The organism is Pseudomonas sp. NPDC078700 (assembly GCF_044542375.1).
Lineage (GTDB): Bacteria > Pseudomonadota > Gammaproteobacteria > Pseudomonadales > Pseudomonadaceae > Aquipseudomonas.
Genome location: NZ_JBITUI010000005.1, coordinates 76981 through 99300, shown reverse-complemented (window position 1 = coordinate 99300; position 22320 = coordinate 76981). Strand labels below are relative to the sequence as shown.

The window sequence follows — 22320 nt, the reverse complement described above, 5'->3', positions numbered from 1 at the left end:
AGGCGTCACGCACAGCGGTGCCGGGCGGAAGGCGAGCAGGTTGTTAGTTTTTTTTCACAGCAAAAGCTACAAGAGCCGCTATTTACCCTTCAAACGGGCAGTGCCGGCGCCTAACCCCAGAACAGTTCTAAGGATAGGTAACCAAAAGAAAACCATCTGTTTATGTTCAAAGCAGCCCGTTTAAAAAGCACTCAAATGCTCACGGCCACAGAGCCGTTCAATCTCGGCATTTATCAAAGCCTCTCAGCCAGCAACTCAAAAGTTGGATACCGAATACCAAGAGCAACGACAGACGGAATACCGTCGGAGCAATTGACCTATGCGCTATCAGACTGACTACAACCCAACGCAACTAAATACTGGTCATCAAACGCTAATGATTGGCCCTTGGTGCTTACATTATTTAGCCTTCTCAAACCACAGCCACGACCCTCGCCCGCCGGTATTATTTATTGGAGGCGCCTTTCAGACGTTTCGCTCATTTTCCCATGAAATCAGTGAGCTACTATGTGACCACCCGGTTATTCTGCTCGACCTGCCCAGTCAGGGCAGTAATTTGCAACTCGCCAGCGAGCTGAGCCTGGAAGGCCTGGCCGATTTGATTGCAGCCTTTATCTGCGAGCTGAACTTACCTGCTGTCATGCCTGTAGGGCTGTCTTATGGCTCTGCACTGGCGGCATTATTCGCCTGTCGCCACCCTAGCCAATGCCAACGCCTGCTATTGTCAGGCGTCGCCGCTTTCGGCAGACCCGGCGCACGGTTGCTCCTAGAAGAAAGCTTGCAGGTCCTTGAGCAGGGCCAAATTCGCACCTTTGCTCAAGGGGTCATCAGCGGCTTAATCAACCCCCTCCGCACTCAACAAACCGGTATATCCCCAACCTTTCAAAAGGTCATGCTGCGCCAGTTACAACGTCTTTCAAGCTCAGAGATTCAGCGCTATCAGCAAAACAGCCAGCGCTTGCTCGACTTTCAAGGCTTTGACTCACATCCGCAATGCCCAACATTGATCCTTGCAGGTGAATACGACCACTTCACCCAACCCTGGGAGCATGCGCACTTTGCGGCAGACTGCGCAAACGCCGAGTTCGCGATCATTCAGGGGGCAGATCATCTTGCGCAGATTGAGCGCCGCCAGAGCTGCAACCAACTCTACCTACCCTTCCTTCACAGCCTGCCGCTACCCGTAAACAGCACTGGTGCACTGCGGGTCGAACCCGCTGCACTTTTACAGCTGGAGCGCCGCCAAGAACCTCGCACAGTGCCGCTGCACCCTCAGGCCCGCCTACAACAGGTCGACGGACGAAAATGCCAGATAGAGATTGTCGAGCTAGGATTTTTTGGCGGCGTGTTTCGCACCGATAATATTCAGTACTTACCAGTTCGCGGCTGGCAATTGTGTTTTCAGCAGCTCAAGCCGCTGGGTATTTTATTGATTCATCAATCAGCAGAGTGTGCAGCCTTTATCTTCACGCACTGCGATGCCCCTGCCAGCCAAGCACTCGCTGGCTACCTCAAGAGTGCAGAGCAGCATCGGAGTGCGCTCACATATGAGCATGAACAACACGCACCAGGCCCGGTACAGTCGAGACTGGCAAGCCCAAATCTGCAGCCCTCAGACTCGGGTCAACAACTTCCACTTCAGCAAAGCCACAGCCTTTAAAACCTGCTTCAATGGCATCAGCATCGGCGTAATGCAGGTAATACTCACCCCGGGTCAAGCGACCCACCAAATCGACACCCCAACGAATTTGCCGATAACGCGGGTGCATCTGCAGCTCAGGGTATAAATCCGTAACATAACTTGCAGCCCTGAAAGGCCGCAGCTGGGTGGCTAAGCGTGTCCAAAATAACTCTATTTGTTCACGCGAAAAGTAATTGACCAACCCCTCAGTGATCACAAACACCGGTTCGTTATGATTGAGCTGGGCAAATGCGCTGGAAAGACTGTAAGGCCCCTCCTCAGCAAACACATCCACGGAGACGACATGATGCCGAGGACTGAGCCAATGGTTCTCAGCCAGCAGTTGCCCCTTACGACCTGCCATGGCTGGTAAATCAGCTTCTATGTAATGCAACTGGGGGTAGCGCTGAGTGAAACGATACCCCCTTGGTGATAACCCACAGGCAATTTCCACCACCTGACGAACTCCGGCAGACTCAATAGCGCGATGCAGGCTTGCATCAATTTGCAGATGCCGCAGAAGCAACATGGACTCAAGATCAAGGTCAAAAAACTGCCTGCTGGCCCACATGACCGGCCTTAACAGCGTGTGAGAGAAGCGCCCAAAAGGGCTGACAAATGCGGCATCCGACAAACCGCGCCGAAACCAAACATAAGCGGTAAAATGCGCGCTGGGGCTTATGTGGCTGTGGAGTACTCGTTCAGACATGCTTAAGGCTCATCTTGTTATTATCCAAGCCAGCCTATGCCCTACTGCCAGACAGCGACAGCCCATGCACGACGAACCCGACTTAAGCACTGCAAGCCGTTCACCTCAGGTGCTGAGCGATGATTTTTTTAATCGCGATGCACGCGTGCTTGCCCGTGACCTGCTTGGCAAGGTCATTCGCCATCGCCAAGGAGAGCTTTGGCTGTCCGCACGCATTATCGAAACCGAGGCCTATTACTGTGCGGAAAAAGGCAGCCATGCATCGCTGGGCTATACCGAGAAACGGCGCGCTCTGTTTCTCGATGGTGGACATATCTACATGTACTACGCACGCGGCGGCGATTCCTTGAACTTCAGCGCACAGGGGCCCGGGAATGCAGTCCTGATCAAATCAGGTTACCCATGGCTGGATGACCTGTCTGGCGTACCTAGCCTGCAACGTATGCAACTGAACAATCCCAACAGCCAAGCGCTGCCACGCCTGCCAGAGAAACTCTGTGCGGGGCAAACCTTGCTGTGTAAGGCGCTGGGCCTGAAAGTCCTCGAGTGGGACGCCGAGCGCTTCGACCCTCAACGGCTATTTGTTGAGGATGTGGGCCAAACGCCACAACAGATCATCCAGACCACCCGCTTAGGCATTCCTCACGGCCGGGATGAACATCTACCCTACCGCTTCGTAGACGCCGCATATGCCCAGCACTGTACGCGCAATCCACTGCGACGCGGACAGATTGAAGACCTAGATTTTTATCGACTTGACCGCCAGGACGCCCACCGATGAGCCAATGGATTGAGACCTTAACCAGCTGGTTATCGAGCAACCCGCAGTGGTTAGCCGCTGCCGTTTTGTTGATAGCCCTGACTGAATGCCTGGCGATTGTTGGCTTGATCGTACCCGGCACGTTTATGTTGTTCGCAATTGCAGCCATGGCAGGCAGCGGTGCGCTCAGTTTGGGCGAGACCCTATTACTGGCTTACTGTGGTGGCGTCCTTGGGGACGCACTGTCCTATGCTCTCGGCCGTTTTTTCCACGAAGATATCCGTCGCCTACCAGGCTTGCGCCAACGCGCACATTGGCTGACCCATGCAGAGAATTACTTCCAGCGCTACGGCGTAGCGAGTTTACTCGTGGGCCGCTTTATTGGCCCGCTTAGGCCCATGCTGCCTATGGTCGCCGGTATGCTGAACATGCCGTTGCCACGTTTTATTGTGGTCAGCCTGCTCGCTGCAGCGGGCTGGGCAGTCGCTTACATTTTGCCCGGCTGGGCCACAGGCGCGGCACTGCGCCTGCCTCTGCCTCCAGGTTTCTGGACAGAAGCCGCAGTTGTCGCGGCGGCTCTTGGTCTGTTTCTGTTGGTGGCGGCGCAAAGTAACTTACGCGACCAGCATCACGCCGGACTTATTACTGCCGGAGTAGGACTGATCACACTAATCGCCATGCTCATTGGCTGGCCGCATTTGGCCGACTTGGATAAAGGCTTGATGACGCTGATACAAGAGCAGCGCAGCAGCCATGCCGATATGTTTGCACAGAGCATCACCCATTTAGGCGACTTCACCACACAACTGGCGGTCGGTGTATTGCTGTGCTTGTTGTTGATCGCTGCCAAGCAGTGGCGCTCAGCTTTATTTAGCGCGATGACATTGCTGGGCACCGCATTCAGCAATCATGCACTGAAACTGATGTTTGCCCGACAACGGCCTGATGTACTGATCGAACCCCTGAGCAGCTTTAGTTTCCCCAGCGGCCACAGCTCTGCAGCCTTTGCCTTTTTCCTAGTACTGGGTGTACTAGCCGGACGCGGACAGCCCGCGCGACTGCGTTTAACCTGGTTGATAGTGGCCTGCCTACCCGCACTGATGATTGCCTGCTCACGGGTGTATCTCGGTGTGCATTGGCCAAGCGACATTATTGGCGGAGCACTATTGGCCAGCACATTGTGTGCGGCCAGCCTGGCGATCATCCAAATCAAGCGCCCGCTTGGCGCTTTATCGATGAAGGCCTGGTGGCTGATTCTGCCCGCCTGTGTTGCGCTATTGGGAAGCGTCTCGGTATGGCAACTGTCGAGCCATGCGCTGCAGTACCGCTACTGAGACACTTCAGAATCCGCCGCCCTGCGCTGCGGATTTTCAACACAGCGCGACTTACCCGTTGAGTTCATCCTGAAGCAGATCAAGCACGTCCTGCAGCAACTCAAGACGCTCTAAAGGCTGATCAATACCCAGCAACTGAATTTTCTGCTCAGGCTCAAGCGGCAGTAGGTAAGCCAGTTGATTGGCCAAATCAGCCTGGCCGTTGGCTTGGCCCTCCATCCCCAACGCCTCGACCATTGGATGCACCGCCAGCGCATGAAGCAATGCATTAAGGTCAGCGTGCTCTTCAAGCAATGGCTTCTCGGGTGGCTCATCCAGCCAGGTGACATCCGCCATGGTCAGTTGATCAGGCAATACCTGGGCACGCTCAACGCGAAAACGCCGTCCACCTTGAACACGGATGCCAAGCAATCCGTTGGGCTGCTGCTGAAAGTCGCGCACCAGCGCTTCACAGCCTATCGCAGAAAACTGCCCGGCAGCTTCACCGGCCTCACTGCCTTCGATGATGCACACCACACCAAAGCCTGCGTTTTGTTTCATACAGCGGCTGATCATATCGAGATAGCGCGCTTCAAAAATTTGTAAATCCAGCAAACAGCCAGGAAATAACACCGTATTTAACGGAAACAATGGCAGGTGCACAGCAGCCTCCTTCCTCACCTGAGCAACACTATGGCCAAGGGTAACAGCACAGCCGTGAGCATACCCATCAAACTCATCGCCAACGCGGCAAAAGCGCCGCACTCTTCACTTTCCTGCATCGCACGCGAGGTGCCCACCGCATGGGCGGTGATACCCAGCGCCAACCCCATCGCAGCCTGATGACGCACACCAAACATGCGCAACAATGATGGCCCAAGAATGGCACCGACAACCCCGGTCAACATGACAAATACTGCAGCTAACGCCGCAATACCGCCGATTTGATCGGCCACCAACATCGCAATAGGCGATGTAACTGATTTGGGCGCAATACTCATCAGCATTAAATGTTCAGCGCCAAACAGCCATGCAATACCAATACCTAGAGACGTCGCAACCAGCCCGCCCAACAACAAGGTCGTCACGGTTGGCCAGAACAGCTGGCGGATCCTGCGCAGATTCAAAAATAATGGCACCGCCAAAGCCACTGTGGCCGGCCCTAACAGCAGCGTCATCGACGCCACGCTGACCTTGTACTCGGCATAACTCAGGCCGCAGATAAGCAGTATGGCGATAACAATAACCATTGAAACCAATACAGGTTGCAGAAACACCCAACGGGTTCGCTCATAACCAGCCATTGCCAGTTGATAGGCGCCCAGAGTGATGCCAACCCCAAACAACGGGTGATGGGTGACTGCTTGCCACGCCGCTAACCAGTCCAGATTCATACGCCACCCTGCTTGCGCAGTTGACGATCGATCAACTTTTGCATCAACCAGCCCGCGAAAACCAGGGAAAGCACCAGCGAAAGCACCAAGGCACCGACCACAGCCCAGAAGTCTGCGGCAATATCGGTGGCATAAGCCATGACCCCCACAGCAGGCGGCACCAGAATCAGCGGAAGGTATTTGAGCAAGCTACTTGCGGCTTCGCGTAAGGGTGCATCCACCTCGCCACGAAACAGCAGAAAGATAAACAGCAGCATCATGCCGATAATCGGGCCCGGCAAAATCGGAAAAAATAGAACATTCAGTGCTGTGCCCAATAGTTGGCACAGCACCAGCCATGAAAGGCCGCGCAACAGCATTGTGAGTCTCCGCAAGATAGTAAGCGTGGTCGCGATAGCGCACGCATCAGATAACCGAGGCACGGATTGCACCCCAATAAACCTACCTATTATAGGCTGCCTATGGGCTCGGCTATACCCCACTATTCAAAAAGCAACATCGTACTTGACCCTGTAACCGGGCCATGGTGATCTAAGCCAATGAGGCAATACACATAAAAGAAAAAACCGTCTCCCCAAGGAGGGAATATGCCGCAGGTAAAAATTGAAGAGCTCAAGGGTTTAATCGGTAAAGAACTGGGTCACTCCGAATGGCTTAAGATTGATCAACAGCGAATCAATGAGTTTGCCGATTGCACCGGCGACCATCAATTCATCCATATCGACCCTGAGAAGGCCAAGCACACCCCATTTGGCTCAACCATTGCTCACGGCTTCCTGTCTTTGTCGCTGATCCCGATGCTGATGGACGGCATCATGGTTGTGCCTGACGGCCTGAAAATGGCTATCAACTATGGCTTCGATAGTGTGCGTTTTATCCAGCCGGTTAAAGTTGATTCCAATGTTCGTCTGGTCGCTACCTTGCTAGATGCCCATGAAAAGAATCCGGGCCAGTGGTTGCTTAAGGTCCGTGCAGTGCTTGAAATTGAAGGCTCTGAAAAGCCAGCTTATATCTCTGAAATTCTGACATTGTGCTTCGTCTGACTTAAGCACCGATGGCGGTAAAGCACGCTTACCGCCACTGTTGCTGCACCGCCCTTTTACGCCTGAGCGGTCGACTCAAGCCCATGCCTTTTCATCCCCTTGCTTTGCTGCATACTTCACCTCTGTGTTTATGGGGATGATAACTATGCGCTGCTTCGCCAAGCCTGCCTTACTGGCTTTAGCGTTAGCCCTGACGGCTTGCGATGAGGGCGAGTCGCTGCTCCCCGCCAATGCGACCTTGCCTGATGGCTCTCGTTATCGCGGCCAGGTTGTTGACGGCTTGCTACAGGGTCCCGGACGCCTCGACTTTGTCGGCGGCGGTTGGTATCAGGGCGAGTTTAAAGACGGCCAAATGAGCGGCAAAGGCGAACTGCTTAGCAACAACGGCGACCGCTACAGCGGCGAGTTCAAGCAAGGCCGTTATCACGGTCAAGGCAAACTTACCCAGCCTAACGGTAGCCAGTATGACGGTGAATTTTCCGAAGGCCTTTACGCTGGCGAAGGCACCCTGAAATACAAGTCGATGGTCTATCGAGGCCAATTCAAACAAGGTCAATTCAGCGGCCTGGGCTCACTCGACAAAGCCAACAAAAGCAATTATCGCGGCCAGTTCAGCGCAGGCCAAGCCAATGGCCAAGGGGTGCGTACCGATGAGTATGGCAACCAATTCAGCGGCAGCTTTATTAAGGGCTCACTCAACGGCCCGGGCAGCTTTAAAAGCAGCGACGGCGATCTCTATACCGGAGACTTTGTTGACGATCAATTTGTCGGCAGCGGGCGCTATCAAACCGCTGAAGGTGATACCTGGAGCGGGGAGTTCAGCAACGGCGCGCTAAATGGCGATGGCCAGTTCAAAGGCGCTGACGGCAGCCATTATTTGGGGCAGTTCAGTGACTGGTCATACAACGGCCAAGGCCGCCTAGATCTCGCCGACGGCAGTACCTACTCGGGGGGCTTCGTCTACGGCGAATACACGGGCAAAGGCACGCTGACATTGGCTGATGGCAGCAAAAAATCGGGTATTTGGCTGCACGGTCAACTGATCCGCGATGACCAAGGCAAGGGACTCCCCGATCCGCTTGAGGTCGGCCTGCTCGAACAGGGCAAACTGCTTGAAAGCGCAATCGCGCAGCTGCCAGAGTCAACACCTGAACAAGAGCTTTATGCCCTAACGGTCGCCGGAGATGGCAAACAAAGCGTATTTATGCGTGAAGCAGACTACGTCAACAACCTCCTGCTGCAACGCTTTTCCGCATACGGTACGGTAACGCTGGTTAATCACCGCGATCATATAAATGACCGGCCAATGGCGACTCGTGAAAGCATGAGTCGTGCAGTCGAAGGTATTGCCCAGCGCGTAGGCCCTGAGGACTTGGTGTTCATCTATTTAACCAGTCACGGCTCGCGCAACCATGAACTGAATCTGGATGTGCCTCGCATCCAGTTCGCTGACTTACCGGCCAGTGAGCTTGCCACACTCCTGAAGCCCTTGGCCGATCGAGACAAAGTCATTGTTATCTCGGCCTGCTACTCCGGCGGCTTTATCCCCTCACTGAAAGACCCGCGAACCGTGGTAATCACCGCAGCCCGAGCTGACCGCGTGTCTTTTGGCTGCTCCGACGACAACGATTTCACCTATTTTGGCCGCGCCCTGTTTGCCAATGCACTGAACCAAACGGATGACCTTGAACGCGCATTCAAGCAAGCCAAAGACGAAGTGAGTCAGCGTGAGAAGGAACAAGACTTCGCCCCATCAGAACCCCAAATCTGGGCGCCCAAACAGGTAATAAAGCACTGGCAAGCCCTACGCGCTGAACAGGCCAAACGCGCACTGATGATAAACGCGGTTGAATCACCGACGAACTAACCACTCAAAAAAACTATAACCAGGTGCAGTTTTTTTCCGTATCGCGCAATAGTTCGCTGCGGCCTGATAAGCTGATATGTATCAGCGGAGAAACAACTACTATGTATTTAACCCCTCAACACATCTTGCTTGCTGGTGCGACAGGCCTTACCGGCGAGCACTTGCTCGACAGATTGCTCAACGAGCCCACCGTGGCCAGGGTGCTAGCACCGACCCGCCGAGCCTTGGCAGAACATGCTCACTTAGACAATCCTGTTGGCGAGTTACTGGATGTATTGCCGCAACTCAGCGGCCAGGTCGATACAGCCTTCTGCTGCTTAGGCACAACGATAAAGCGTGCAGGCTCAAAAGAAGCATTTCGCGCTGTCGATCACGACTTAGTTTTGGCATTCGCCCAACGCGCCCGGGAAATGGGTGCACGGCACTTGCTGGTGATCAGTGCAATAGGCGCAGATGCCAGTTCATCAGTGTTTTACAACCAAATCAAAGGCCAGACCGAAGAAGCGCTGAAACAACAAGGTTGGCCGCAATTAACCATCGCGCGCCCCTCCCTGCTGATTGGTCCTCGCACTGAGTTCCGCCTGGGCGAGCGTTTGATGACGCCCCTGTCGCGGTTACTACCAGGCAAATATCACGGAATTGAAACCACCGTTCTGGCACGCGCCTTATGGCGACTGGCGCTTGAGGAAGATGATGGCACACGCATCATCGAATCAGATCAACTACGCCGACTCGGCCGCTAACTCTGGGGTAACGCTGAATATGAGCACTATTCACAACAGTCTGATCGAAGCCCTGGTTGAGGCCGACATGCTTGAAATTGACGGCCTTTACGCCTGGCAATTCAAGCTCGACAAAGAGCTTCTTGCGCAAGTAAGTGCAGGTTCGGCCAGTAACGACAGCCAAGCCAAACCACTGCTTAGCATGGAGTGCATCGACGGCCGCGACCGCCGCCACTGGCAATTCACACTGGGCCAAATAAGCGCTGCCAGCTACGACAAAGCCAACGAATGCTGGACTGTCGCAGGCCCTGAGCAATCACACAGTTTGAAATGCTTCGCCGCCATCAGTGGCAATAATGACGATGACGAGCCAGAAGACCAAGACTGATCGATAACGGGGAAGATTAATGAGCCTGTATGAGCGCTTTGTACTCCCCCGCCTGATCGACTTCGCCTGTGGCATGGGTGAGGTGATGAAAGCGCGCTCAAAAATTGTTCCGCAGGCCCATGGCAGAGTGCTTGAGATTGGTATTGGCAGCGGCCTAAACCTTGAGTTTTATGATCCGCAAAAAGTCATCGCCGTAGTGGGTGTTGACCCCTCAGCAGATATGCAGAAACTTGCCCGCGAACGCGCCGCGAAAATCAGCATTCCAGTGGAAATGATCGCGCTTGAGCTTGGCCAGATCAAAGCCGCCGATGCCAGTTTCGACAGCATTGTCTGCACCTTCACCTTATGCACAATTGCCGATGCCGTTAGCGCCTTAAAAGAGATGCGCCGCGTACTCAAACCACAAGGGCGCTTGTTGTTTTGCGAGCATGGGCTAGCCCCAGATGCAGCCGTGGTGCGTTGGCAGAATCGGCTGACGCCCATTTGGAAGCCCTTAGCTGGCGGTTGCCACCTCAACCGTGACATTCCAGCCCTGATCAATGCTGGAGGTTTCAAGATTGGCGAGCTCAATACAGGGTATTTGCAGGGCCCCAAAGCCATGACCTACGTCTATTCTGGCTGGGCTGATTAAGCTATTCAATCGAAGCGCTGGAAGCAACTCATGGAAGATGAATACAACAACCTAATCAACAAAATCCCGCCGGGCACCAGTAAGGCCAGAGCATTCGGGCGCACCTACAGTGTTAGTCGCAGCGACTTCAATGCAGGAAATAGCATCAAAGTGTATGCCGAAGAACTTGGCGGTACCGACTTTATCAGCTTCAACTACTACATCACGCAAAGTGCGACGCTGCTTAAACCCTGCGAAATGCCGCAGGATAAAGTGATGGGGTTCTTGCGTGAGCTTGAGTTGATTGCGGACAAAGACTAATCGTTAAGGGCATTGCTGAAGTGGCTAAAGCCCTCCAGTGACATTAAGCGTCCCGCCCAGCGCGGTAATCAGTGACAGCGGCAACAACAAGGTATCGAGCAGCGCACTGAATGGCAGATCAAGGCCGGGCATTGTGGGGGCGTGCGCACCGTAATGATCCATCGGGCAACACCCGCCGTTCAGAACGTACCAATCGAGCCGGGTGCCGGCATACACCACAGGCGCATCGGCTTTGGCAGCATCCAGGGTGCGCACACTGGCGCAGCCACTGGTCATTGACAGCAATACAACCGCTATCAGTAAGGTGCCAATGCGTTTAGTCATCGCGACTAACGTGATGATGCTCGCCCCAGCGCGGCAACATATCCTGAGGTATATTCAGGCAATTGAGGATTCGCGCGACGACAAAGTCGATCAAGTCATCAATGGTTTGCGGCTGGTGATAAAACCCCGGCGCCGCTGGCAAAATGATCGCGCCCATATTCGACAGCTTCAGCATGTTCTCCAGATGAATGCTTGAGAACGGCGCTTCGCGCGGGACCAAAATCAATTGACGACGCTCTTTGAGCGTAACATCGGCCGCACGCTCAATCAGGTTATTGCAAGCACCTGTGGCAATCGCTGAAAGCGTGCCGGTCGAACATGGCACCACCACCATTGCACTCGGCGAACCAGAGCCGGACGCCACTGGCGACATCCAATCTTCCTTTCCATACACCCGAATCTGATCCGGCGCAGCACCGGTGTATTCACTCAAGAACGCCTGCATCGCTTGTGGCTTAGCCGGCAAGGTGACATCAGTTTCAGTCGCCATCACCAGTTGCGCGGCCTTGGAGATCAGAAAATGCACCTCGCGCTCTTCCTGCACCAAACAATCAAGCAGACGCAAGCCATACTGAGCGCCAGATGCGCCAGTCATTGCCAAGGTAATACGTTCCGGGCCTTGAATCATGATGCCTCCAATGCCTTGGCCAACTTACCGTGCAGACCACCGAAGCCACCGTTGCTCATCACTACAATTTGCGTACCGGGCTCAGCCTGAGCTTTCACCCCGGCAATAATATCGTCGAGTGAATCACACACCGTGGTCGGCACCGTCGATGATGCCACCACCGCGGCCAGGTCCCATCCCAGATTGGCTGGCGCATACCAAAAGACTTGGTCGGCCTGACCCACAGAGCCGGGCAAACCCTCGCGGTGAGCACCCAGCTTCATCGAATTGGAGCGTGGCTCAATCACGGCAATCAGCTTGGCTTCGCCAATTTGTTTGCGCAAGCCGTCGAGCGTAGTAGCAATCGCAGTTGGGTGGTGGGCGAAGTCATCATAGATGGTCACACCCTTAACCTCTGCGACCTTCTCCATGCGCCGTTTGGCATTTTTAAACAGACACAACGCTTCGATACCCAACGCAGGCACAACACCCACATGCCGCGCAGCTGCGAGTACAGCCAAGGCGTTGGCGACGTTATGCTGCCCGGTCAGCGCCCAATCAACAACGCCCTCAGGCCGACCGTCAAACAGCACCTCAAAACGCGCACCATCAGCACTCAGTAACCGCGCCTGCCACTGGCCATCACCCCCCGTGGTTTGCACCGGCGTCCAGCAGCCCATATCGATCACCCGCTTGAGCGCAGTTTCAGCAGTTGGATAAATGACCAAGCCTTGGTTTGGAATCGTTCGCACCAAGTGGTGGAACTGACGCTCAATCGAAGCAAGATCAGGGAAGATATCCGCGTGATCAAACTCAAGGTTATTCAGAATCGCGGTGCGCGGGCGGTAATGGACAAACTTCGAGCGCTTGTCAAAAAATGCGCTGTCATATTCATCCGCCTCGATAACGAAGAATGGCGTGTCGCCCAGACGCGCAGAAATACCAAAGTTCTGCGGCACGCCACCAATCAAAAAGCCCGGGCTCATACCGGCATGTTCAAGCACCCAGGCCAGCATGCTACTGCTGGTGGTTTTGCCATGAGTACCGGCGACTGCCATAACCCAACGACCTTGCAGCACATGATCGGCCAGCCACTGCGGGCCGCTGACGTAAGGCAGCCCCTTATTCAACACATATTCGACTGCTGGGTTGCCGCGTGACATGGCATTTCCTACCACCACCAAGTCCGGCGCAGGATCAAGCTGCGCGGGGTCATAACCCTGGATTAGCTGGATGCCTTGCGCTTCAAGCTGCGTGCTCATTGGCGGATAGACATTGGCATCAGAACCCGTGACATGGTGTCCAAGCTCTTTGGCCAGCACCGCCATTGAGCCCATAAACGTGCCGCAAATACCGAGGATGTGGATATGCATGAAAAAACTAAACCTCAAAAAACGGGCCGCACCAGCCCGACAAAATCTTGCCGCAGATTAGCACAGCAATGCGCTACACGGCTTAACCAGCACGGCTGCACTGGATGCAACTGCAGCGCGACGAAACCGAGGGTTTGAACTCAGCCGCCACAGAAGGTGCATTAATATTTGGACACAGTGGTTGGGTTTATTTTGCCGAAACCCACGCCCACTCTTGCACGCTGACTAGATGCTGCCAGCCGTCGCAAACGAGCGTTTACACAATCACCCCAAACTTAAGGCCAAAGCGTCTAGTCTGTATCACGCAGGAAGCAGGGAGCCGGTTATGTGTGGCGCAATAAACAGCGCCCCTACCAAAGCCCAATGTTATTGGGCGGCCCTCATGCCTAGATTGTCATGTGATGCACGTGAGCTGCCACTGCTTACCCTGTGTGCATCACCTCAACATAAAGAGAGGCCCGCATCATGATTTACGCCAAACCCGGAACTCCAGGCTCAGTCGTTTCATTCAAGGCGCGTTACGGCAACTTTATCGGTGGCGAGTTCGTTGCCCCAGTTGATGGTGAGTATTTCTCAAACACCAGTCCAATCGACGCTTCGCTCATTGCTGAATTCCCGCGTTCACGCGCAGCCGATATTGAGCTAGCGGTAGATGCTGCCCATGCCGCCGCCGATGCCTGGGGCAAAACCTCAGCACAAGCCCGCGCACTGGTGCTGCTAAAAATTGCAGACCGTATCGAAGAAAACCTAGAACGTCTGGCGATCAGTGAAACCTGGGACAACGGCAAAGCCGTTCGTGAGACCTTGAACGCCGACGTGCCGCTGGCAGCTGACCATTTTCGCTACTTTGCGGGTTGCATCCGCGCTCAAGAAGGCAGCGCGGCAGAAATCGACGAACACACCGCGGCCTATCATTTTCACGAACCGCTGGGTGTTGTCGGGCAGATCATCCCATGGAACTTCCCACTGCTGATGGCGGCATGGAAGCTGGCTCCCGCGCTGGCGGCAGGCAACTGCGTAGTGCTCAAGCCCGCAGAGCAGACACCGCTATCTATCACCGTATTTGCCGAACTGGTTGGCGATTTACTGCCCGCGGGCGTACTTAACATCGTACAGGGCTATGGCCGTGAAGCCGGTGAAGCCCTCGCCACCAGCAAGCGGATCGCCAAAATTGCATTTACCGGCTCAACACCAATCGGCTCACATATTCTCAAGTGCGCGGCCGAAAATATTATCCCATCGACCGTAGAGCTGGGCGGCAAATCACCCAACGTATTCTTCGAAGACATCATGCAGGCAGAACCTGAGTTCATTGAGAAGGCGGCCGAAGGTTTGGTCCTGGCCTTCTTCAACCAGGGCGAAGTCTGTACCTGCCCGTCACGGGCATTGGTGCAAGAATCAATCTACGAGCCGTTTATGCTCGAAGTGATGAAGAAAATTAAACAGATCAAGCGCGGCAACCCACTCGATACTGAGACCATGGTTGGGGCACAAGCCTCTGAACAGCAGTACGACAAGATCCTCAGCTACCTAGAGATCGCTCAGCAAGAGGGTGCCGAACTGCTCACGGGTGGTGCTGTGGAAGCACTTGAGGGTGACTTGGCGAGTGGTTATTACATTCAGCCGACGCTGCTCAAGGGCACCAACAAAATGCGCGTTTTCCAGGAGGAAATCTTCGGCCCTGTGGTGGGTGTCACCACATTCAAAGATGAAGCCGAGGCACTGGCCATCGCCAACGACACTGAGTTTGGTTTGGGTGCCGGCGTTTGGACCCGTGATATCAACCGAGCTTATCGCATGGGCCGGGCGATTAAAGCCGGTCGGGTCTGGACCAACTGCTACCACCTCTATCCCGCGCATGCTGCATTCGGCGGCTATAAAAAATCGGGAGTTGGCCGCGAAACGCACAAAATGATGCTCGATCACTATCAGCAAACCAAAAACCTGCTGATCAGCTATGACATCAACCCGCTCGGTTTCTTCTAACCCGCTCGCAGGCCATAGGCACACTATGGCCTGCTTCCACTTTCATCCCTTTTAATCGTGGCCCCGGGTCTGAAACAGATCAAACGCTTGCTTGGATTGCGCTTTCAAATTTTTTTAGGCAGCATCAAGCCGACGAGTGGCATAACTCATGCTTCTTTTTCTGGCCAAAACACTGAGTGCTGTTTGAGCACGTTCAAGCCGCTCAACTACTAATATCGAGGCCCACAATGCGCATTGTTCAAGCCACGCTAGAACACTTAGATTTGTTGACGCCCTTATTCGTCAAATACCGTGAATTCTATGGTGAGTTGTCTTTTCCGGACTCATCGCGAGCTTTCCTTGAAAAGCGCTTACGCCGCAAAGAATCAATCATTTATCTGTCACTGGCAGATGATGAGGACAAGCTGCTCGGCTTTTGTCAGCTATACCCAAGCTACTCTTCGTTAGCACTCAAACGTGTGTGGATTCTCAATGATATTTACGTTGCAGAAGACGCCCGACGCCAACTGGTTGCCGACCGTCTGATTCAAACCGCCAAGAAGATGGCCAAGGAGACCAATGCCGTGCGCATGCGCGTCTCAACCAGCAGTGATAATGAAGTTGCACAAAAGGTTTACGAGTCCATTGGCTTCGTTGTTGATGAGCAATTCAAAAACTACGTGCTGCCAATAAATTCGGACTAATCCATCAGCCAGGCCCTACGCGCTGTATTGCACCTCCAGGGACTGGCTGCTTCGACGCCTCAGTGAACCAAGCTCACCAATAAGCCGATGCCCAGTTGCAGCAATAGAATACCCACCACCCAAACGCGCCATCTGACGACTTTATTGACTGAGTTACTGCCTGGGCTTTGCTGAAGCGGTTGTTGCAGCGCCTGCTGAAACTCTGAAAGCGCATCAAAGCGTGACGCAGCTTGCGGAGCCAACGCTCTTGCGAGCACACCATCCCAGCCATTGGGTAGACGCCGATTAAAATTTGCCAAAGGCACATATTGGCTAAAGGCGCTCGCCTCCGGGCGGGCGACCTCTGGCCATTGGCCGCACAGCAACCAGTAGGCTATTGCGGCCAAAGCAAACTGATCGGCGCGACCCTCTACGCTACCCTCAGCCATTCGCAGCTCGGGAGCCAGTGGAATAGCCTCTGCGGGCAATACCTGCCGTGGCGCACCTGGAACCAGCATTGCATGTTCCACAAATAACAACACCCGACCAGACTCACCTATCAAAATATTCCGTGGACTTAACCACAACCCTTGCATACCGCGGCGCTGCAAGGCGCGCACCGCATCGATAGCCTGCTTAATGATGGACATCACTGTGGGTGCCGCGACGGGACCACGTGCAGCAGCCCAATCCGCCAGACTGCGCATATCACTTGCCGGGGATTCAAATAGCATGAACGCGTGTTCACGAGGGCTAAACGCTGACAGCACCTGTGGCAAGCCCGGCACGGGGCTGCGCCGCATGGCCCACTCACGCTGCCAGAAGACATCATCAGCAGGCTGCTCTGAAAACCACACGAGCGCACAGCGCCCGGCGGCATCAAGCGCTTTGAATACACGCCCCGGCGGCCCAAATGAACAGACACCAGTTAACGTCCAACCATCAATCTGCATACCTGCAACAGCATTTTTGACCACCGGCCAAGATGCTGAACCTGGGCTGCTGTTGAGCTCACTTACATCCCCCAGCAATAACAGGGCGCCTGCACTTGGCGCATTCAAAAGAGGCTCCAGTAGCGCCTGTAACTCATTTGCTGAGTTGGCTGGGCTAGCGTGGCTGTATGCATTTAGATCGGCCACCCCCAATAACGGCTGGGGAGCCAACAAAAGCAGCTCACCTGCGTTAAGCGGCAGGCTGTGCTGAACCAGCGCCAGTTCAGCTTGCTCACCAACTTGCATACCATCACGCCCAACCAGGGTTTGAACACGCCCGTTTTGGTAGCGCATCAAGCCTATTGAGCCCGCTTGCAGAAACTGCACATCGTTCTCTTGAAGCAAGAGCAGACCGACATTGATTTCTGCAACTTCGCGCCCTGCTTGCTTGCGACGAAATAATTGTTGATTCAAAGCGGCTAGAACTTGGCGTGCGGCCTGTGCCTCACTCCAGTTTTGCGGTGTGCAACGGTAGTCCGCAAACAGCGCATCAAGATAATGCTCGATACTTTGCACCACATCGGCGCATTCGCGTGCCCAAAGTAATGCCACCATTAACACTGGTGGACGCCCATTACGCCCAGCCATCCACATCGTTCTAACCCGCGCGGCTTGGCGCGGCAGGTCTATTCCATGACCAAAAACCACTGTGGCTGCTGGGTGCTCCATGCGCTTTATCGGCATAATACCCCCTCCCTTGCGAACGAGTTCAGCAAGCCTGTGCAGCCTTTGTGCCGTTTTTGCTGCGGGCTTGCGGGGCAAGCAGCCTCAGCCAAACTGCCAGCAAACTGTTTGAAAGAAGGGTATTTGCGCAGATGGCAGCCCAGACGAATGCTTGCGCGCAGCCCATATATCGTCGTACCGATTAATACCAACACGGCTTAGCCGCTCAACCCGCGGATCTAAGCGACCAATGGTTAAGTACGCAAACGTAGCAACCATGCGGGAATACGCCTATAATCTCGCCACTTTTTTGGCCCATTTCTAGGGAGTTAACCCATGAGCTACAGCAAGATTCCGGCAGGTAAAGACCTACCGAACGACATCTACGTCGCCATCGAGATTCCGGCCAATCACGCGCCGATCAAATACGAAATCGATCACGACAGCGATTGCCTGTTTGTTGACCGCTTCATGGCGACCCCAATGTTCTACCCGGCCAACTACGGCTATATCCCGAACACCTTGGCAGACGACGGTGACCCGCTTGATGTACTGGTTGTAACACCTTACCCGGTGGCACCAGGCGCGGTGATTCGTGCTCGTCCAGTCGGCGTACTGCACATGACCGACGAAGCTGGCGGTGACGCCAAGTTGATCGCCGTACCCCACGACAAGCTGAGCCAGTTGTACGTCGATATCAAAGAATACACCGACCTGCCAGCGCTGCTGCTTGAGCAGATCAAGCACTTCTTCGAGAACTATAAAGACCTCGAAAAAGGCAAGTGGGTTAAGGTTGAAGGCTGGGGCGATGCTGAAGCTGCCCGTGCTGAGATCACCAAAGCGGTGGCCGCTTACAAGCACTAAGTCAAATTAAGTGTTTAGTACAAAAAACCAGCCTAACGCTGGTTTTTTTGTGCCTCACAATTGCCACAGCCAGAGCTAATCAGGCTCGTAAACAGTGTCTTCATGCAGGGGCAACATCACGCTGAAAACGCTGCCTTCGCCGACCACACTCTGGCATTCAATTCTGCCATCAAGGTGTTCAAGCACTGCTTTGACCATCGCCAAGCCAAGGCCAACTCCGCCGATCGATGGATCGTTGGAAAACCGTTGGTAGCTCTGGAACATCTTCGCAATATTCTCAGCACTAATGCCTTCACCTTGGTCCGCCACCGAGCACACGGCCATTCCTTGTTCTGTTGAAAGGGTCACGCTGACCCGCGTGTTTTGCGGACTGTATTTAATCGCGTTCTCCAGCAGATTAAACATCGCCCGACACAACAAGCCCGGATCAGCAAAAACCACCCCTTCCTCCTCAAGCAGATGGGTTTCAATACTTATCATTTTACTGCGCGCCAACAACCAAACTTCGTCCACCGCATCCTGGACAATGCTGTCGAGCAATACTGCCTCACAGCTGTATTCAGATGATTCGGCCTTGGTTAACAGCAGGAAGTCATCGGTGAGTCGCAGCGCTCGGCTGACTTGCGCCTCAATACTGGCAAACACCTGAGCATGATCACCTTGCTCGCCCTCTGGTGCTTGATGCATTGAAAGCAATGAGAGTATCGCCGAATGCGGAGCACGTAAGTCATGGGAGAGAAAGCGCAACATACTGGCGCGCTGCTCATCCGCCTCACGCTCAGCGGTCAAGTCAACCAGGCTGATGAGCCAACCCGCGGCGGTATTACGCTCGGCTCTCATCATGGGCGCGACTTCGATGCGCAGGCTCAACCCTTGCGGAGTACGAAACTCCACATCATAGAGATTTTTGAACTGATCAGAGTCGCTTGAATCCTCGGCGGTTAACTCCGGGTAGCCCAAGCGCTGTAGGTAATCACTTAAGTGACGACATTGTCTGTAGGCTTTAACCAGTGCCCGTGCCCGCCGATTAGCGAACAATATCTCGCCGTCTTTACGACAGATCAAACTCGCAACCGGTAGATGCTCCAAGCCATCGGTCATAAATCGACGGGTATTACTCACATGATCAACGGCACGCTCAAGCGCAATAATTCGCTGCTGGATGATGTCCCCAGTAAAACGGCCCTTATTGAACGTACGTTCAGGCAGAACTTGCGGCTCCTGATCCAGTCGTGCCAGTTCCCAGCCAAGATAGCCTAATGCCGCATTCAATCGACGCCAGTTCCAAAGCAAATAAGCCAGCAAAACACCTAACAAGCTTGCCGACGGTGGCCACCACCATCCCGCCTGAAGGAGTAATAAACAGGCAAGCAGGGTTAGCGCGCCCACACCAAAACTCGACAGCAGCGCAAAGCGCAGGCCGGATAACAACATGATCGCCAGCAATAGCATAACGGGGACGACAGCCAACAGCGCGCCCAGCCAATTGGGAAGCTCAGCAACACTGCGTCCTTGCAGCATACCGTTGAGAATACTGGCCTGAACCTCAATACCTGGAGTGCCTCCGGCGCTACCCGATATGGGCGTTACGTAGCGATCACCCAAGCCGGGGGCTGTTGCCCCAATCAGAATAATGCGATCGCGTAACACCGCGTCTGGCACCTCGCCCCGCAACACACTTGAGTACGACACGCTGGCAAATGCATGTGCGCTCTTCAGGTAAGGGATACGAATACGATGATCATTAACCCACCCCTGGACGTCCCCTTGACTCCCCTGCCCAGGTAGAGGGCTGGCGCTTACAGATGGATTAACTAATGAATAGCCCACCCACGCCATCTGCAACCGCGGTTTAGCTGCGAGCCCTTCACGCAAATACACATTGCGCACTACACCATCACTGTCAGCCTGGACATTAATATGCCCAATACCCCATGCACATTTGCTCAGCGCAGGAGTGGGTAGAAACTCACTCGGAACATCGTCCTCCAGCTCTATGTTTCTGCGAATAGAGGGCAACACCACGACGCCTGACTGACATAATGCGCTGGCGAAGCGCCGGTCCTCTTGCCCAGTCTCACTGAAGATCACATCAAACAAAATAACCGCAGGCTTGGCCTTTGTGAGTCGCTCAAGCAGTGCTGCGTGGATATCACGTGGCCATGGCCAGCGACCAATCTGAGCCAGACTACGATTATCGATAGTAATGACAAGAATCCGCGGGTCAGCATTCAGCCGCGCCATCATGAGCAAGCGATCGTATATCAGCGAGTCAAGCCCAAGCGCATGCGTTAGCGAAAGTGCGGCCGTCAGCGGGATCAAAATCAAGGTCACAACGACCCACTCGCGAACAATGCGCTTAAATAGTTGGCGAGACATCGAAAATGAACTTCGCCGCTCAACTTTTACTTCAGGCCGAACTTTGTGGTTGGTCACTCGCACCAAAGCCCTCAGTAGTGACTTGCGACAGGTAAAAAGTGCATCACATGATAGATTGAAGTCAGCCCCTCAAGACCCGACTCATCAAACGCGGATATCCGCACGTAATACAAAGGCAGGTCCAATCCGGAGAAGCTCACTTCCGTAGAGTCTGAAAGCTGCTCACGTTTGATCCGCATAAAATTTGGATCACTGGCCACTTGCACCCGGTAGCGCTTAGCGCCCGCTAACGGTTTGATCAAGATAGTCCAGTCGCCCCGTGCAGTTGCACTGCCCCGCTGGCCACGCAACTTTGGACCTGGCAACAAGTCGATAACCTTCAAGTCGCCTTTAGGCACTACTCGCATGCCCTGCTTGGCGTTTATAAGACTCGGTGGCTCAAGCCCAACTTTACGCTCGGCAGCAAGACTGCCGCTAAGTACCTCAGCGAATACGGCATGCTCACCTGCGACTTGGCGTGCACGAAAATGCGTACCGCGAACACCCAAAACCCCGACCGGGGTGAGTATTTGAAAGTGCTCAACCTGAGGCTCGCGCTTATGTACATAAGACTCGACCTGGCCCTGCAGCAGTTTGACCTGCATGACCTTTTTCTCAGACAACAACACAACACTGCTTTGCGAAGGCAAAACGATACGTGAGCTGTCACCCAGCATTAGCGCAACAAATGCATTGCCACCGGTGCGAATACCTTGCCCCCTCTGGACCTCCATACCTTCGACGAGCGGTGTTTCTGTACCACGCTTATCGATCAACCAAGCCTCGCCTTCAAGCGATTCGACCTGGGCAGGCAAGGGTTCGGGAACGTCTTCGAGCGCAACGCTGCTACTCATTGCAGGAGGCGATTGCTCAGCGTACGCAGCGCTAAAGGCCATCATGCAGATTGTCGCTAGGCTCACCATCAGAGCCGCAAGCGTTTTGCGTGTTGGATAGCTCATGAGATGACGTTCGCCCGCACTAGTGAATGACCCAACTATAAACCTCCCTGTGATGAATGCTCATATTTACCCTGAACCCCTAGATTGAATCCAACGGCATTAGCCGAATAAAACAGATAAGACGACCACTCTATGCTGAGCATAAACGCTAGCGTATTGGCTGGCTAACCGCACGAAAACAATCATCAAGGCCCGTAAACGAAACAAGACGAGTCATCAATGGCCCGCCTTGTTGAGTTGGACAGCCGCCCTAAATCGAAACGACTCCAGGTGATGCAAGCTCATTCAATACTGTTCTATAAATGGAGCAGCTCAGAACAACCAAAGTTAAGTCACTGCCTTTTCAGCATGCAAAACAGTGAGTGGGTTGGGCGACGTTTTAGGGATTACGGACTGAGCAAGCCAGCATGTAGGCCTGCTCAATCCTGAAATAGGCACATCCTTGTGGGCGCAATCAGCGGTGCCCGGCGCTATTACCAGACAGCCACTTCATCCAGCCACTATTCAGTGGCTGCGCGCTCGAATCATCCTTGGGGCATCCTTGCCCAGTAGCATCCTTGCTACCTTCGCTAATGAGCGAGCACGCTCAGTCACCAGCGAAAATTGCACTCCAATGTTGAGTCCATTCAACTCCGATATGCTGCGTATCGAATCCGTGTACGCA

The 22320-nt window shown here is 54.1% G+C and carries 22 protein-coding genes; 12 read left to right on the top strand and 10 right to left on the bottom strand.

Annotated features, from left to right (window positions below; translation table 11 throughout):
- Positions 1 to 319: 319 nt before the first annotated feature.
- On the top strand, positions 320 to 1660 hold the full coding sequence (locus ACIGCM_RS17895) for an alpha/beta fold hydrolase (RefSeq protein ID WP_397503410.1): 1341 nt from the start codon (positions 320 to 322) through the stop codon (positions 1658 to 1660).
- Here ACIGCM_RS17895 and ACIGCM_RS17890 read toward each other — a convergent pair.
- Positions 1542 to 2390 (bottom strand): class I SAM-dependent methyltransferase, encoded by an 849-nt coding sequence (locus tag ACIGCM_RS17890; RefSeq protein ID WP_397503409.1) that lies wholly within the window; start codon positions 2388 to 2390, stop codon positions 1542 to 1544. The genes ACIGCM_RS17895 and ACIGCM_RS17890 overlap by 119 nt on opposite strands.
- Before the next feature lie 64 nt (positions 2391 to 2454).
- Between ACIGCM_RS17890 and ACIGCM_RS17885 the strand changes: the two genes are divergently transcribed.
- The gene (locus tag ACIGCM_RS17885; RefSeq protein ID WP_397503408.1) at positions 2455 to 3171 is read left to right on the top strand and encodes a DNA-3-methyladenine glycosylase; all 717 of its coding nucleotides are present in this window, start codon (positions 2455 to 2457) and stop codon (positions 3169 to 3171) included.
- The gene (locus tag ACIGCM_RS17880) at positions 3168 to 4484 is read left to right on the top strand and encodes a bifunctional DedA family/phosphatase PAP2 family protein (protein WP_397503407.1); all 1317 of its coding nucleotides are present in this window, start codon (positions 3168 to 3170) and stop codon (positions 4482 to 4484) included. The genes ACIGCM_RS17885 and ACIGCM_RS17880 overlap by 4 nt, the downstream gene beginning before the upstream one ends.
- Positions 4485 to 4535: 51 nt before the next feature.
- Here the strand turns inward: ACIGCM_RS17880 and ACIGCM_RS17875 are convergent, their stop codons facing one another.
- The 3 genes from ACIGCM_RS17875 to ACIGCM_RS17865 are packed head-to-tail and all read right to left on the bottom strand — an operon-like array spanning position 4536 to position 6216.
- On the bottom strand, positions 4536 to 5126 hold the full coding sequence (locus tag ACIGCM_RS17875; protein ID WP_397503406.1) for an LON peptidase substrate-binding domain-containing protein: 591 nt from the start codon (positions 5124 to 5126) through the stop codon (positions 4536 to 4538).
- 14 nt (positions 5127 to 5140) lie between these two features.
- Positions 5141 to 5851 (bottom strand): LrgB family protein, encoded by a 711-nt coding sequence (locus ACIGCM_RS17870; RefSeq protein ID WP_397503577.1) that lies wholly within the window; start codon positions 5849 to 5851, stop codon positions 5141 to 5143.
- Positions 5852 to 5853: 2 nt separating this feature from the next.
- Entirely contained in the window at positions 5854 to 6216 is a 363-nt protein-coding gene (locus ACIGCM_RS17865; protein WP_397503405.1) for a CidA/LrgA family protein, read from the bottom strand.
- 228 nt (positions 6217 to 6444) lie between these two features.
- Here ACIGCM_RS17865 and ACIGCM_RS17860 point away from each other — a divergent pair, with 228 nt between their 5' ends.
- The 6 genes from ACIGCM_RS17860 to ACIGCM_RS17835 all read left to right on the top strand — a co-directional run bounded on the left by ACIGCM_RS17860 (position 6445) and on the right by ACIGCM_RS17835 (position 10808).
- Complete coding sequence (locus ACIGCM_RS17860) at positions 6445 to 6900, top strand: MaoC family dehydratase (RefSeq protein WP_397503404.1); 456 nt, start codon at positions 6445 to 6447, stop codon at positions 6898 to 6900.
- 145 nt (positions 6901 to 7045) lie between these two features.
- A complete protein-coding gene (locus ACIGCM_RS17855; RefSeq protein ID WP_397503403.1) occupies positions 7046 to 8767 on the top strand; it encodes a C13 family peptidase in 1722 nt (573 codons plus the stop codon).
- Between the two features lie 101 nt (positions 8768 to 8868).
- Positions 8869 to 9510 carry an oxidoreductase gene (locus ACIGCM_RS17850; protein WP_397503402.1) on the top strand — a complete coding sequence of 214 codons (642 nt, stop codon included), beginning with the start codon at positions 8869 to 8871 and terminating at the stop codon, positions 9508 to 9510.
- Positions 9461 to 9877, top strand: a complete 417-nt coding sequence (locus ACIGCM_RS17845) for a DUF5629 family protein (RefSeq protein WP_397503401.1) — start codon at positions 9461 to 9463, stop codon at positions 9875 to 9877. The genes ACIGCM_RS17850 and ACIGCM_RS17845 overlap by 50 nt, the downstream gene beginning before the upstream one ends.
- A gap of 19 nt (positions 9878 to 9896) precedes the next feature.
- Entirely contained in the window at positions 9897 to 10508 is a 612-nt protein-coding gene (locus ACIGCM_RS17840) for a class I SAM-dependent methyltransferase (RefSeq protein ID WP_397503400.1), read from the top strand.
- Between the two features lie 30 nt (positions 10509 to 10538).
- Positions 10539 to 10808 carry a peptide methionine sulfoxide reductase gene (locus ACIGCM_RS17835; protein ID WP_397503399.1) on the top strand — a complete coding sequence of 90 codons (270 nt, stop codon included), beginning with the start codon at positions 10539 to 10541 and terminating at the stop codon, positions 10806 to 10808.
- 24 nt (positions 10809 to 10832) lie between these two features.
- Here the strand turns inward: ACIGCM_RS17835 and ACIGCM_RS17830 are convergent, their stop codons facing one another.
- From ACIGCM_RS17830 to mpl, 3 genes are read right to left on the bottom strand one after another with little or no spacing between them, the layout of a single operon-like run.
- On the bottom strand, positions 10833 to 11132 hold the full coding sequence (locus ACIGCM_RS17830; RefSeq protein WP_397503398.1) for a YceK/YidQ family lipoprotein: 300 nt from the start codon (positions 11130 to 11132) through the stop codon (positions 10833 to 10835).
- On the bottom strand, positions 11125 to 11757 hold the full coding sequence (gene ubiX / locus ACIGCM_RS17825; RefSeq protein WP_397503576.1) for a flavin prenyltransferase UbiX: 633 nt from the start codon (positions 11755 to 11757) through the stop codon (positions 11125 to 11127). The genes ACIGCM_RS17830 and ubiX overlap by 8 nt, the downstream gene beginning before the upstream one ends.
- Positions 11757 to 13112: a UDP-N-acetylmuramate:L-alanyl-gamma-D-glutamyl-meso-diaminopimelate ligase gene (gene mpl / locus ACIGCM_RS17820; RefSeq protein WP_397503397.1), complete on the bottom strand. Its 1356-nt coding sequence runs from the start codon at positions 13110 to 13112 to the stop codon at positions 11757 to 11759. The genes ubiX and mpl overlap by 1 nt, the downstream gene beginning before the upstream one ends.
- Before the next feature lie 465 nt (positions 13113 to 13577).
- On the opposite strand from mpl, the gene ACIGCM_RS17815 reads away from it, so the two are divergent.
- Positions 13578 to 15098: an aldehyde dehydrogenase family protein gene (locus tag ACIGCM_RS17815; protein WP_397503396.1), complete on the top strand. Its 1521-nt coding sequence runs from the start codon at positions 13578 to 13580 to the stop codon at positions 15096 to 15098.
- A 227-nt stretch (positions 15099 to 15325) separates the two neighbouring features.
- A complete protein-coding gene (locus ACIGCM_RS17810; RefSeq protein WP_397503395.1) occupies positions 15326 to 15781 on the top strand; it encodes a GNAT family N-acetyltransferase in 456 nt (151 codons plus the stop codon).
- A 59-nt stretch (positions 15782 to 15840) separates the two neighbouring features.
- Here ACIGCM_RS17810 and ACIGCM_RS17805 read toward each other — a convergent pair whose 3' ends face one another.
- A complete protein-coding gene (locus tag ACIGCM_RS17805; protein WP_397503394.1) occupies positions 15841 to 17436 on the bottom strand; it encodes a protein kinase in 1596 nt (531 codons plus the stop codon).
- 315 nt (positions 17437 to 17751) lie between these two features.
- Between ACIGCM_RS17805 and ppa the strand changes: the two genes are divergently transcribed.
- Positions 17752 to 18279, top strand: a complete 528-nt coding sequence (ppa, locus tag ACIGCM_RS17800) for an inorganic diphosphatase (protein WP_397503393.1) — start codon at positions 17752 to 17754, stop codon at positions 18277 to 18279.
- Positions 18280 to 18354: 75 nt separating this feature from the next.
- On the opposite strand, the gene ACIGCM_RS17795 is transcribed toward ppa, so the two are convergent.
- Entirely contained in the window at positions 18355 to 20658 is a 2304-nt protein-coding gene (locus tag ACIGCM_RS17795) for a CHASE2 domain-containing protein (protein ID WP_397503392.1), read from the bottom strand.
- A 71-nt stretch (positions 20659 to 20729) separates the two neighbouring features.
- Positions 20730 to 21656 (bottom strand): FecR domain-containing protein, encoded by a 927-nt coding sequence (locus tag ACIGCM_RS17790; RefSeq protein ID WP_397503391.1) that lies wholly within the window; start codon positions 21654 to 21656, stop codon positions 20730 to 20732.
- Between the last annotated feature and the right edge of the window lie 664 nt (positions 21657 to 22320).

Bases quoted from the DNA above. Each gene is read 5' to 3' on its own strand.
- ACIGCM_RS17865 (WP_397503405.1), bottom strand. From the start codon at position 6,216: ATGCTGTTGCGCGGCCTTTCATGGCTGGTGCTGTGCCAACTATTGGGC.
- ACIGCM_RS17830 (WP_397503398.1), bottom strand. From the start codon at position 11,132: ATGACTAAACGCATTGGCACCTTACTGATAGCGGTTGTATTGCTGTCA.
- ACIGCM_RS17885 (WP_397503408.1), top strand. From the start codon at position 2,455: ATGCACGACGAACCCGACTTAAGCACTGCAAGCCGTTCACCTCAGGTG.
- ACIGCM_RS17845 (WP_397503401.1), top strand. From the start codon at position 9,461: ATGGCACACGCATCATCGAATCAGATCAACTACGCCGACTCGGCCGCT.
- ACIGCM_RS17880 (WP_397503407.1), top strand. From the start codon at position 3,168: ATGAGCCAATGGATTGAGACCTTAACCAGCTGGTTATCGAGCAACCCG.
- ACIGCM_RS17815 (WP_397503396.1), top strand. From the start codon at position 13,578: ATGATTTACGCCAAACCCGGAACTCCAGGCTCAGTCGTTTCATTCAAG.
- ACIGCM_RS17890 (WP_397503409.1), bottom strand. From the start codon at position 2,390: ATGTCTGAACGAGTACTCCACAGCCACATAAGCCCCAGCGCGCATTTT.
- ACIGCM_RS17860 (WP_397503404.1), top strand. From the start codon at position 6,445: ATGCCGCAGGTAAAAATTGAAGAGCTCAAGGGTTTAATCGGTAAAGAA.
- ACIGCM_RS17795 (WP_397503392.1), bottom strand. From the start codon at position 20,658: ATGTCTCGCCAACTATTTAAGCGCATTGTTCGCGAGTGGGTCGTTGTG.
- ACIGCM_RS17810 (WP_397503395.1), top strand. From the start codon at position 15,326: ATGCGCATTGTTCAAGCCACGCTAGAACACTTAGATTTGTTGACGCCC.
- ACIGCM_RS17790 (WP_397503391.1), bottom strand. From the start codon at position 21,656: ATGAGCTATCCAACACGCAAAACGCTTGCGGCTCTGATGGTGAGCCTA.
- ACIGCM_RS17835 (WP_397503399.1), top strand. From the start codon at position 10,539: ATGGAAGATGAATACAACAACCTAATCAACAAAATCCCGCCGGGCACC.
- ACIGCM_RS17855 (WP_397503403.1), top strand. From the start codon at position 7,046: ATGCGCTGCTTCGCCAAGCCTGCCTTACTGGCTTTAGCGTTAGCCCTG.
- ACIGCM_RS17895 (WP_397503410.1), top strand. From the start codon at position 320: ATGCGCTATCAGACTGACTACAACCCAACGCAACTAAATACTGGTCAT.
- ACIGCM_RS17850 (WP_397503402.1), top strand. From the start codon at position 8,869: ATGTATTTAACCCCTCAACACATCTTGCTTGCTGGTGCGACAGGCCTT.
- ACIGCM_RS17840 (WP_397503400.1), top strand. From the start codon at position 9,897: ATGAGCCTGTATGAGCGCTTTGTACTCCCCCGCCTGATCGACTTCGCC.
- ppa (WP_397503393.1), top strand. From the start codon at position 17,752: ATGAGCTACAGCAAGATTCCGGCAGGTAAAGACCTACCGAACGACATC.
- ACIGCM_RS17805 (WP_397503394.1), bottom strand. From the start codon at position 17,436: ATGCCGATAAAGCGCATGGAGCACCCAGCAGCCACAGTGGTTTTTGGT.
- mpl (WP_397503397.1), bottom strand. From the start codon at position 13,112: ATGCATATCCACATCCTCGGTATTTGCGGCACGTTTATGGGCTCAATG.